At 63.8% G+C, this 11,084-nt stretch carries 9 protein-coding genes and 1 tRNA gene; 7 read left to right on the forward strand and 3 right to left on the reverse strand.

Translation table 11 applies throughout. The features are described 5' to 3' along the window. Window positions 1-154: 154 nt before the first annotated feature. Window positions 155-493, forward strand: coding sequence for a hypothetical protein (locus AC1DJB_RS05445; protein WP_306962957.1), 339 nt, complete (start codon window positions 155-157; stop codon window positions 491-493). A gap of 76 nt (window positions 494-569) precedes the next feature. Here AC1DJB_RS05445 and AC1DJB_RS05450 read toward each other — a convergent pair whose 3' ends face one another. From AC1DJB_RS05450 to AC1DJB_RS05460, 3 genes are all read right to left on the reverse strand, one after another. Next, window positions 570-2,090 carry a putative bifunctional diguanylate cyclase/phosphodiesterase gene (locus AC1DJB_RS05450; RefSeq protein ID WP_284989638.1) on the reverse strand — a complete coding sequence of 507 codons (1,521 nt, stop codon included), beginning with the start codon at window positions 2,088-2,090 and terminating at the stop codon, window positions 570-572. Continuing rightward, a complete protein-coding gene (locus AC1DJB_RS05455) occupies window positions 2,080-2,526 on the reverse strand; it encodes a DUF7793 family protein (RefSeq protein ID WP_441432768.1) in 447 nt (148 codons plus the stop codon). The genes AC1DJB_RS05450 and AC1DJB_RS05455 overlap by 11 nt, the downstream gene beginning before the upstream one ends. 277 nt (window positions 2,527-2,803) lie before the next feature. Continuing rightward, window positions 2,804-3,568 (reverse strand): hypothetical protein, encoded by a 765-nt coding sequence (locus tag AC1DJB_RS05460; protein WP_441437411.1) that lies wholly within the window; start codon window positions 3,566-3,568, stop codon window positions 2,804-2,806. A 168-nt stretch (window positions 3,569-3,736) separates the two neighbouring features. On the opposite strand from AC1DJB_RS05460, the gene AC1DJB_RS05465 reads away from it, so the two are divergent. The 6 genes from AC1DJB_RS05465 (at window position 3,737) to AC1DJB_RS05490 (ending at window position 11,076) form a co-directional block, all read left to right on the forward strand. Beyond that, window positions 3,737-3,809 (forward strand) — tRNA-Arg (locus tag AC1DJB_RS05465). A 1-nt stretch (window position 3,810) separates the two neighbouring features. Continuing rightward, on the forward strand, window positions 3,811-4,266 hold the full coding sequence (locus tag AC1DJB_RS05470; protein WP_253257207.1) for a DUF6314 family protein: 456 nt from the start codon (window positions 3,811-3,813) through the stop codon (window positions 4,264-4,266). Beyond that, the gene (locus tag AC1DJB_RS05475) at window positions 4,263-4,679 is read left to right on the forward strand and encodes an NUDIX hydrolase (protein WP_059388181.1); all 417 of its coding nucleotides are present in this window, start codon (window positions 4,263-4,265) and stop codon (window positions 4,677-4,679) included. The genes AC1DJB_RS05470 and AC1DJB_RS05475 overlap by 4 nt, the downstream gene beginning before the upstream one ends. A gap of 147 nt (window positions 4,680-4,826) precedes the next feature. After that, window positions 4,827-6,836 (forward strand): glycosyltransferase family 2 protein, encoded by a 2,010-nt coding sequence (locus tag AC1DJB_RS05480; protein ID WP_306962967.1) that lies wholly within the window; start codon window positions 4,827-4,829, stop codon window positions 6,834-6,836. Continuing rightward, complete coding sequence (locus AC1DJB_RS05485) at window positions 6,833-10,147, forward strand: PAS domain-containing hybrid sensor histidine kinase/response regulator (protein ID WP_476910015.1); 3,315 nt, start codon at window positions 6,833-6,835, stop codon at window positions 10,145-10,147. Before AC1DJB_RS05480 ends, AC1DJB_RS05485 begins: the two co-directional genes overlap by 4 nt. Beyond that, window positions 10,144-11,076, forward strand: a complete 933-nt coding sequence (locus AC1DJB_RS05490; RefSeq protein ID WP_284989634.1) for a GGDEF domain-containing response regulator — start codon at window positions 10,144-10,146, stop codon at window positions 11,074-11,076. The genes AC1DJB_RS05485 and AC1DJB_RS05490 overlap by 4 nt, the downstream gene beginning before the upstream one ends. Window positions 11,077-11,084: the final 8 nt, after the last annotated feature.

Below are 11,084 nucleotides of genomic sequence, written 5' to 3' on the forward strand. Positions count from 1 at the left end.
GAGACACTCCGCCCATGATTCGGGCGAGCGTTTAGCATGTTTCTCCACCGTCCGGACGGACACTGATGACACGGCGTGTCGTTACTCTTATAATGAGCGTGCTTCACTTCGTTCACTCCAGTCGCATCAGTCACATATCATCAGGAGCTTTCGCATGAAAAGAACTCTCGCCGCGCTCCTCGCGGCAGCAGCAATCTTGCTCGCAGGAATTACCGGCTCGGCAGCTGTGTCCGCCAGCAGCCAGAGCCCCTCACAGGATTCGTCCATAGCCACGGGCTGGTGGCCGAACTTCGCACAGAACTCGGCGGAGGCTACCGGCTGGTGGCCCAACTTCGCACAGGATTCGGCCCAGGCCACCGGCTGGTGGCCCAACGCCACCACCCAGAACTCGGCAGAGGCCACTGGCTGGTGGCCGAACTCCACCACTCAGGGTTCGCCTCAGGCGACTGGCTGGTGGCCGAACTCCGCCACCAACTCCACTCCCTCCAACTAGCAATACCTGAAAGGCACCGGACCTAAGGTCCGGTGCCTTTCCGCTGCCCGTCTTCCGTTGCCGGGAGGAGGCATGCTCAGGTGCCTCGCAACAGTTCCGCGAATTTATCCGCCGCCATGGGCCGGCCAAAGTAATACCCTTGGCCACTGGCGCAGCCCAGGCGGGCAAGCTCAGCCGCCTGCTCCGCCGTTTCGATACCCTCGGCAACAGCCTGCATCCCGCAGGCGTGAATGAGCTGGAGAACAGCCGCCACAAAGGCCCGCTCCTTGTCGTCCGTGCCCAGCCCTTGGATGAGGGAGCGGTCAATCTTGACCACGTTGACGGGAAGGCTGCGCAGGTAGCTGATGGACGAATAGCCAGTCCCGAAGTCGTCGATTTCCAGCCGGATACCGAGTCGCCGGAGGCCGGTCAGAGAGTATTTGTCGATGTCGCTTCCGTTCACGGCCATTGACTCCGTGAGCTCGATGACCAGCTTGGATGCCTCCACTCCGGTTTCGGCGAGCACTTCCCGCACATGCTCGATCAATTCCAGGCTTTGCAATTCGGTGGTGGAGATATTGACCCGCATGCTGAAGTCTTCGTCCATGCCCGGACCGTCCTGCCACTCGCGCAATTGCTGCATCGCCCGCCGGAGAACCCAATAGCCAAGATCGATGATGATGCCGGTTTCCTCGGCCAACGGGATGAATGCATCCGGCATCAACAATCCCCTATCGGGGTGGTTCCACCGCACCAGCGCTTCAGCGCCTTCAATCCGCCCCGAGGCCAACTCGACAACAGGCTGGAAATGGAGGACCAGCTGATCTGTCCGGATGGCTTCACGCAGTTCCGAGATCATGAGTCCTTGGAGCCGGCGCGCGTACAACAAAGCCGGTTCGAAAACCCTGACGCTGCTCCCCTGCTCGGCCTTTGCCGCATACATCGCCGTGTCGGCTTCCATGACGAGGTCGTCCACGGACTGCCCTGGTTCGGCGACCCGGAGCCCGATGCTCGTTCCACAGATGATCCGGACTTCGCCGATGTCGATGCTCTCACCCACGGCCCGAAGGATCCGCTTGGCAACGCCACGCGCATGCGCCGCATTGGATTTGGGCAGCATCACGGCAAATTCGTCCCCGCCGAGCCTCGCCACCATGTCAGTGTCGCGGACCGCTGCGAGCAAGCGCCTGGCGGTAACCTTCAAGACGGTATCCCCGGCGCCGTGCCCCAGAGTGTCGTTGATCCCCTTGAATGAGTTCAAGTCCAAAACGAGCAACGCGGGCGGGAGCTCACCCCGCTCGGATTCGACGAGTTCATGGTTCAGCGCCCTTTCGAGTGCCGTGCGATTCGCCAACTGGGTCAGCGGATCAGTGAGCGCCATCCTTTCGAGTTCGATCTGGGCCTCGCGCAGCATGGCAGTCCGGCTTTCGACCCGCTCCTCGAGCTCCTGGTAAATGGCTTGAAGATCGTCGGCCATGAGGTTGATCCCGGTGATGACTGCAGCCACTTCGTCCCGCGGGCCGGAGACCGGGATCCTCGTGCTGAGGTCTCCGTCCGCGATCCGGACCACCCCTTCAACGAGGGCAAGCAGCCGCGGGTCCTGGGGCTCATGATTCACGGTGGTGCTCTCTCAACCAGTCACGGGCTTCCGCCTCGGACGTGAAGAACCGTCCCGGAAGGGAGCCTGGCTTCGCGCGAAGGAGAAAGTGTGCAATCACCCGGTCCACCGGGCTCTCCCCCAAGAGGGCGCAGGCCGAAATAGCCACGGAATTCGTGTAGGTCAGGCGCGCGTCGTCGGTGACGGACAGTACTCCGGTCACCCTGAGCAGAAGCGGGAGCCGCCGTCCGTCCGCAAACATACGAACGGCCGCCGCGGCCGCCTGGGCTTCGGGTGAGCGGACCACGCTGTTCGGTGGCAGGGTGACCTCGATAATGCCGTCCTCCGCCAAGTCAACGGTGATCTGATCGGCAGGGACTATCACGTCTTCAGGCGAAGCATCCAGGGCATCATCGGGAATCCGCGCATCCCGGGCGGGGAGTGTCTGGGAGCTCATCGCCGCGCCACCTGCCGCCGTCGGGCGATCGGCCCGCGAAGGTCCCGAAGGCCATTACCCGAGGGGTGGGATGCTGCCTTTATGGGGGATGTATCGCCTGCGTGTCCCGGACGACGCAGAACAAGCTGATGAGTCATGGGTCCTATGTTCTGCCGTGTCGGTCAATCTAATCTGCGCCAAGACTGCATGGAACCCTCAGCCCGGCGCCATTCCGGTGAGTGCACTCATGATAATGCAAAGATTGCCCACCCGCTGACATGAGGCTACCCGCGAAAACTCATCGTTTCGCAAGCCGCGCCGCCGTTCGCCGTACTTCCCGGACCCGTTGCGCCACCACAAGTCCCGCGGCGGAAAATCCGATCGTGACCGGATAGGCCATCAGTCGTTCCAGGGTTCCCGGTTCGGGGACATCCATCCGTGTCAGGCCGCCGACCACCAGGGCGCCCAGCGTCAACGTCCCGCACGCCAGGATGAACCAGCTCATCGCTGTATGCGGCAGCCAGAGCAGCCCGAGGAGCAACAGTGCGAATGCTCCACCGATAAAGAACATCAGGGCGCCCGCAAGATGGAAGGGAGAACCCAGGTCTTCCGGCACAAACCCAACAACCACAGTTCCCAGCCCGGAGATACCTGCCAGGAACCGGACCGCGACGGCGGTGGGCCGCGCTTTGCGGTAGGCGGCACCCTGCAGGATCCGCACGCCGGGACGGGCCGCAATGCACAGGAGCGCCGAACTCAGCAGGATCGCCCCGAAAAGCATGCCCAGGCCCTGCACGACGAAGGAGGCATTCATGAGCAGATGCAGGGGCGAACAGACGTCGCGGTGCTCGTAGACCCCGCACTTGAGCGCGCCAAGATCACTGATGAACCCGGTCCGGCGGTCGTAGGGTCCGGGGCCCCGCCAGGCTTCGATCACCGCCGATTCGGCCACGAAATACTGCACCACGCTCAACTGGGCCCAACCGCCGATGTTCGAGCGGATGGTGCCGAGCTCCGGGAGGTGGCCGCCGTGGGCGGCCGCCACGGTCATTTGCTCTCGCATGCGGGCCAGCCTAACGCCAGCACCCGCATGCGGTGCCGCGTGCGCCGCCGCCGGTGTTGCCGGGCAGCGCGTGTTGCCGGCGTCGGTGTTCGAGGGCCGCCCCGGTAGCTTGTATGCTTGTATGCGTGCCCGGCGAGCGGCTCCCAGGAGCTTCCAGCACGCGCACAGGCCCTCGTAGCTCAGTGGATAGAGCACGGCTCTCCTAAAGCCGGTGTCGTTGGTTCGATTCCAATCGAGGGCACTTGAAAGACCAGCTGCGCGAATCGTCTCCGACGCAAGACCTGCGGGCTTACCTGCTGGGCAGCTGGACCGTGGAACGGTCCCTGTGGGACCGGGCGGGCGGCACCCGCGGTACCTTTGCCGGCGTCGTGCGCTATTCGGAAACCCCCGACGGCGGTCTCTTCCTTCGCGAAGACGGCACCATGACCTGGCCCACCCACACCGGCCCCGCCTTCCGCGAATACCTCCTGCGGCCTTCCGACTCCCCCGAAGCCATGGATGTCTACTTCCCTGATGGGAAACCGTTCCACCGCATGAGCTTCCGCGACCACGCCAACCAGGACACCCACTGGTGCGATCCCGATGACTACAAAGTCAATTACCTCTGGGGCGGGCCGGATGCCTTCAGCTACGCCTGGGACGTGCACGGACCAGCCAAGGACTTGCTGCTCGAATCCCGGCTAAGGAGAGAGACATGACCAGCAACAGTCCAGCCAAGGACCTGATAGTCGTCAGCGCGGTCTGCGTGTACGACGACGCCGGACGGCTGCTGACCGTGCGCAAGCGCGGCACGGACAAGTTCATGCACCCCGGCGGCAAGCCCGAGCCAGGTGAAACCGCGGCGGAGACGGCATCCCGCGAGCTGGCCGAGGAAGTCGGAATCGAGATCGACCCGGCCGACCTTGAGGCCTTGGGGAGTTGGCTCGCCGTCGCCGCCAATGAGGCCGCGACTGACATCGAGGCCACCGTCTTCACCGCACCGGGCACGTGGGAAGCCCGCCCTTCGGCCGAGATCGCAGAGATCCGGTGGTTGGATCTCTCTGCTGAACTTCCGGACGATTTGGCTCCGCTCCTGACGGACCACGTCCTGCCCCTGCTCGCGAAAAAGTAGGCCTTCCCGCTCCCGGAAAAGCCATGCGTGTCGGGGCCTGAACTTCCCTGTTTTGCCATGAAAATCCGGTGAGAACTGGCTATAGTGATCGCACAGTTTGTTTTAACCTGATACAGGCTGCATTGTCAGATCCAGCTGGGGGATCGCATGCAATCTCTTGAACAGCGCCGACGCGTCCGGGGGGACGTCGGCGGAGAACGTCCGCAGTTCCGTGACACTCCTGTGGAGGTCAAGGCGTACTCGACGGCCGGAATGGCCGGCTGGGCGGCGCAACTGGGTTCTCCCGCGCCCGAAGCTCCCCGTTCCCGCAGAATGGCCAGGACCGGCGGGATAGCTGCGATAGCAGCGTTGTTGCTCTACCTGACGTGGCGGGTCGCATTCACCATGCCGCTTGGTGGCGGGGATCTTGTCATCGCGTGGACGCTGGTGACGTTTGAGGCCCTTCCCCTGATAGGGCTGGTCCTGAAATCCATCACTCTGTGGAACATCGACTGTTATGCGCCTGAGCCGGTTGCCGAAGCTCCCAATGGCATGAAGGTCGCCGTGCTGATCCCCACGTATAACGAGCCGGTCGAAGTCCTTGCGCCCACCATCGCCGCGGCCTGCGCGCTTCAACCGCGCCACGAAACGTGGGTATTGGATGATGGAAGCCGCCCGTGGGTTGCCGAGATGTGCGCATCCTTCGGTGCAAGAGTGGTCACCCGCGCCGAGCACGACCATGCCAAGGCGGGCAACATGAACCATGCATTGGATTTGATGGCTGCGGAGGAAGCAGCCGGAAAAGACCCAATAGACATCATTGCCGTGCTCGACTGCGATCACGTGCCCCTCCCAACATTCCTGACGGCCACCTTGGGTTGGTTCGCCGACGAGGAAATCGCCCTCATCCAGGGGCCGCAGGCGTTCTACAACTCAGGAGCCTTCGACGACGACGGCATCTCCGGCGAACAGGGGTTGTTCTTCAACGTCCTGATGCCTTCGCGCAATGTTCCCGGTGCAGGACCTTTCTGGTGCGGTTCAACCTCGCTGCTCCGGATCAAGGCGCTTCGCGAGGTAGGTGGAGTAGCCACCGAGACCATCACCGAAGACATGCACACCACCCTCAAGCTCATCCGGCTCGGGTGGAAGACCGTGTACCACCACCAGACCCTGGCAGTTGGCCTGGCCCCGGCAACGGCCGATCAATACCTGCTGCAGCGCAGACGCTGGGGCATGGGCGCGATGCAGATCCTGACCTACGAGCGCCTTTGGGCGGCCAAGAGCTGGATGACCTGGCGGAACTTCCACGAATACATCAACGGAACCTTATGGTGGCTTGAGGGCATTGCCACCTTGATTGCCTTCATCATCCCCATGGCAGTCATGGTCTCCGGCGCGCAGACCTCCACCGCCGGGCCCGTTGAGTTCACCCTTGCCTTCGCCGCCATGTTCTGGGTGCGTTTGTGGGGCGCCAAGAGGCTCATGCGCCACCAGATCCACTGGCCGACGGCGTTCGCCCTGCGGATTTTCCGGGTTCCTGTCGGGATGGCCTGCCTTTGGTGGCTCGTTTCCCGGAAGTCCTTGGAGTTTCAAGTCACCCCGAAAGGCGCCGCGGAACTTCGACTCCGCGGAAGGGCCCCGCGGATCCTCATTGTGCTGATTGTCATCGTGGGCGCGATTATTCTCTATGCGACGGCCGGAGTCCTCGGTTGGGTGCCCTGGCGGACGAGTCCTGGCTCCACGATTGCCGCCGGAGTCTGGCTGGTGCTGGCGGGGGTTGTCTTGGTGCTGGGGACGCTCCGGATCAGGGCCGCCGAATTCGCCACATCACGCAGGAGCGCCCACCGGGTCACCGTCAAGGTACCTGTCACGGTTTCCGGGGTCCCGGGCCAACTGCTGGACATTTCCATGGGAGGCGCCGCAGTCCGGGTCGGGGCGGACGCGCTACCGGAATCAGGCCGCGTACTCTTGGAACTCCCGGGAGACGCACGGATCCCCCTGGATATCGTCCGGGTGTGGTCTAGTTCGAAGGGAGAATACACTGCTTCGCTACGGGTTCGTGACCGCGACTGGGAGGCGTACCGCAGGCTCTCGCTCTGGCTGTTTCATACTCCCGATAACGCACTGCCCGGCTTTCCTCCCGGGGTCCCTGCCGTCGCAACCCGCGAGTCGGCATGAACGGCCACGCCTTGCGTAGGCCCGCCCTCGCCTGGACTGTTATCGTCACCGCTGCGGCAGTGGCCATCCTGGCGGCGATCCTCGGCGCAAACCAAGGGACGTCCGGGGCCCAGTCAGCCGGTGACCTCGCCATCCTGGCAGCATCGCTGCTCGCCACAGCCAGTTGTGCATGGGCGGGGCGGCGCAAGGATGAAAGCGCCCGTGCGTGGCGGGTCATGGGCCTAGCCACGCTGATCTGGAACACCGGACAAGCGATCTGGACCTTCTACGGCTTGACGCTCGATCACGACTACCCCTACCCCTCCGTGGCCGACGCCGCTTTCGTCGGCTATTCGATCCCTGCCGCCATAGCCCTCTACTTGTTCCCTCGTCCCCGGGTCTCCTCGGTTGCTTTCCTGCGTGCACTCCTGGATTCGGCAGTGATTGCGTCCGCAGTGCTGTTCATGAGCTGGGCTACCGTCCTCGGCTCCATGTACAAGACCGAAGGGCAGGAGACCCTCGTCCACCTCACCGGCCTCGCGTATCCGGTTGCCGACATTGCGATGGTCTCCATCGTCCTCATGCTCACCATGCGGACGGCACCAGGGGAACGCCTCAGGTGGGTCTGCCTGGGTGGCGGACTCCTCGTCCTTGCGATCACTGACAGTACGTACGTGGACCTGACGTCCGAGGGCGTCACAGGTCTCACCGGAACTCCCCTGGCGGCAGGCTGGATCACGGCGTTCCTGCTGATAGCCCTCGCCCCGCTGGTCCCCTACGCCCCGCGTCCCCGGACGGAGCGGCGCCTCTACACCTTGGCCCTGGAACTGCTCCCCTACGTCCCTGTCCTGGGTGCCGTGATGGTGGCGCCCATACGGGTCGGGCGTCCCGGGGACCCCTTCCTCCAGGCCGTGGGGCTCACTGCCCTGGCCCTGGCCATCACCCGCCAGATTCTGATCATCCTCGAGAACATCAACCTCACGCGGGATCTCGAATCCAAGGTTGCCGAGCGTACAGCGGAACTTGAAGGTCTCGGCGCGATCGTCAACTCCTCAGCGGATGCAATCGTGGGCAAGTCACTGGACGGTGTCATCACCAGCTGGAATCCCGGAGCCGAACGGATCTACGGATACAGCGCCGCCGAGGCAATCGGCAGGCATGTTTCCTTCATCATTCCGGACGAACTTCAGGAGGAGGAAGAAGAGCTCTTGGCGGGCATCCGGGCCGGCGGGGAAACCCACAGCTACGAAACAGCACGGGTCCGCATCGACGGCTCCATCGTTCCCGTTTCCCTGACGATGTCTCCGATCCGCGGCACCGGCGGCATCCGCGGAGTCGCCACGATCGCCCAGGACATCACCGAACGCAGGATCGCCCAGGCCGAGTTGGTGACCGCCCGGGAAGCCGCCGAGGAAGCCAGCCGCTTGAAGTCGGAGTTCCTCGCGACGATGAGCCATGAGATACGCACGCCGATGAACGGAGTGATCGGGCTGACCGGATTGTTGCTGGACACCCCCTTGGAGGAAACCCAGCGCCAATATGCCGAAGGCGTCAAGGGCGCGGGCGAATCCCTGCTGTCCTTGATCAATGACATCCTGGACTTCTCGAAACTCGAAGCAGGCAAGGTCGATCTGGACCCTGCTCCCTTCAATCCACGCACCTTGGTGGAGGAACTCGCGGTCCTCCTTGCCGAGGCCGCACAGGCCAAAGGCCTGGAGCTGATTGCGTACTGCCGCCCGGAGGTTCCGGCGATGCTGGTGGGCGACGCCGGCCGCATCAGGCAGATCCTGCTCAACCTGGCCTCGAACGCCGTGAAGTTCACTCCCTCAGGGGAAGTTGTCATCAGCGTGAAGCTCGTGAAGCAAGAATCCGCGAACGTTCGTGTACGCTTCGAGGTCCGCGACACCGGGATCGGGATCGATGCGGCAGACCACCACAGGCTCTTTGAGTCGTTCTCGCAGGCCGATGCCTCCACTACCCGGCGGTACGGCGGGACCGGCCTTGGACTGGCGATCTCACGGAGGCTTACAGAGGTAATGGGCGGCGAAATCGGGGTGGACAGTTCCTTGGGCAACGGGAGCACCTTCTGGGCCACCCTTCCCTTGGCAGTGAGCGAAGCTGCGGCAGCTCCGGCGTCGATCTCGCCCGACCAGCTCACGGGACTCCGGGTCCTTGTGGTGGATGACAACTCGACCAACCGATTGGTGCTCGAGGGGCAATTGGCTGGCTGGCGGATGAAACCGGAAGCTGTCAGCGACGCCCAACAGGGCCTGGACCGCTGCCGCGAAGAGGCCGCCGCCGGACGTCCCTTCGACATTGCGGTGCTCGACATGTGCATGCCGGACATGAACGGCTTGGAGCTGGCACACCAGCTGAGCACCGACGTCGCGCTCGCATCCACCCGGATCATCATGCTGACGTCCACCATGAATGTGGACAAAGCCGAACTCGTGGCCGCCGGGGTCCAGGAATGGCTGACCAAGCCGGTGCGCAGCTCCGAGTTCTACGACCGCCTCATGCGTCTTGTCGCGGCCCGCCCGCTCGCGGCTCCCGTGGTCCTTCCAGCCATCCCGGTGACCATCAGCCAGCCTTCGCGCGGCCTGATTCTCGTCGTCGAGGACAACGAGGTCAACCAGCTCGTGGCCCGCAGCATGGTTGCGAAGCTCGGGTACGAGGCCGACGTCGTAGCTGATGGCAGCGAAGCAGTCGCCGCCACTGCGGCCACCGAGTATGCCGCGGTCCTGATGGACTGCCATATGCCCGTCATGGACGGATTCGAGGCCACCAAAGCCATCCGGGCACGGCACGATGGGCGCAGGCGGCTGCCGGTCATTGCGATGACCGCAGGCGCACTCGATGAGGATCGTGAGCGCTGCCTTGCGGCCGGCATGGACGATTATCTGACCAAACCGGTGGACGTGGACAAATTGGAGCGGGTTCTCTCGCGATGGATCCCGGAAACATCGAAGGAAGGCGGCGGCACTGTCCTCGACCCCGCGAGGCTGGAAACGTTGCGTGACCTCGGTCCGGCAGACGGGCTCGGGTTGCTGCCCGCCGCCGCCCAGGCCTTCAGGCAAGACATCCAACCGAGCTTGGAGGCACTCCGCCACGCTTTGGACAACGGAAGCCGAGACACTTTCAGGCACGTTGCCCACAAGCTAAAAGGAGCCGCAGCCAACATCGGGGCCGCGCGCGCGGCACGGATGTGCGAGGAATTGGAACGCAGCTCATCAAGCGGCGGGCCCGTCGATCCCGCGCTCCTGGCCGGCCTTGAGGCCGAACTGGGACTTGTTGACAAAGCGTTGGACCACGCCCTGTCGGTGGCCTCGTGAAGGTCCTGGTGGCGGACGACGATTTCGGTTCGCGTCTCGTAGCGAAGGCGGCAGTGGAGCAGTCCGGCCACGAATGCATCGTGGCCGCGGACGGCAACTCCGCTTGGGAGCTGTACAGGCAACACCGGCCGCAAGTTGTGGTGACTGACCTGATGATGCCCGGGCTCAACGGACTGGAACTCTGCCGCGCCATTCGCAGCGCGGAAGAGGACTCCTACACCTACCTTGTCCTTGTCACCTCGAAAGATTCACGCGAGGACGTCGTCGCGGGCATGCAGGCCGGTGCTGACGACTACGTGGCCAAGCCGCTTGACCCGTTCGCCCTGCATACCCGGCTGCTCGTGGCTCAAAGGGTGACTTCGCTGCACACCGATCTTGCACGCTACCGTGCCGCGCTCGCGGAGCAAGCGCGCACCGATCCCCTGACGAAGCTCCACAACCGGCTGAAGCTCTCGGAGGACCTGGAACAGCTGCACCACAGATGCGCCCGTTACGGAACGGACTACAGCCTGGCGATCTGCGACGTGGACAACTTCAAGAGATATAACGATCTTTATGGCCACCAGGCCGGAGATCTCGCATTGCAGTCGGTTGCGGCCTCCCTTGCCGCCCAAGGGCGCGAAAGCGACGGAATCTACCGCTTCGGCGGGGAGGAATTCCTCTTCCTGTTGCCGGGCCAGACGGTATCCGGCGCAGAAGCCAGGCTCGCCCGCGCTCTGGAGGCCGTGCGGGAGCTGGGCATCGCGCACTCAGGTAACCCCTCGGGTACCCTGACCTTGAGCGCCGGTCTCTCGGCCTTTGTGCCCGGCCATCGCGTCAGCAGCGAGCGGCTCCTCAAAGAGGCCGATATGGCGCTGTACGCCGCCAAGTCCGCCGGCAGGAACCGCGTGGAAGTGGCCCCGGAAGTCCGTCAACACACCAGGAGCTGAAGCCCGGC

This window comes from Arthrobacter sp. 01T428 (assembly GCF_056398685.1).

What these genes read in the sequence shown, in the direction of transcription:
- AC1DJB_RS05455 (WP_441432768.1), bottom strand. Translation starts at nt 2,526, where the DNA reads ATGAGCTCCCAGACACTCCCCGCCCGGGATGCGCGGATTCCCGATGAT.
- AC1DJB_RS05485 (WP_476910015.1), top strand. Translation starts at nt 6,833, where the DNA reads ATGAACGGCCACGCCTTGCGTAGGCCCGCCCTCGCCTGGACTGTTATC.
- AC1DJB_RS05480 (WP_306962967.1), top strand. Translation starts at nt 4,827, where the DNA reads ATGCAATCTCTTGAACAGCGCCGACGCGTCCGGGGGGACGTCGGCGGA.
- AC1DJB_RS05445 (WP_306962957.1), top strand. Translation starts at nt 155, where the DNA reads ATGAAAAGAACTCTCGCCGCGCTCCTCGCGGCAGCAGCAATCTTGCTC.
- AC1DJB_RS05460 (WP_441437411.1), bottom strand. Translation starts at nt 3,568, where the DNA reads ATGCGAGAGCAAATGACCGTGGCGGCCGCCCACGGCGGCCACCTCCCG.
- AC1DJB_RS05475 (WP_059388181.1), top strand. Translation starts at nt 4,263, where the DNA reads ATGACCAGCAACAGTCCAGCCAAGGACCTGATAGTCGTCAGCGCGGTC.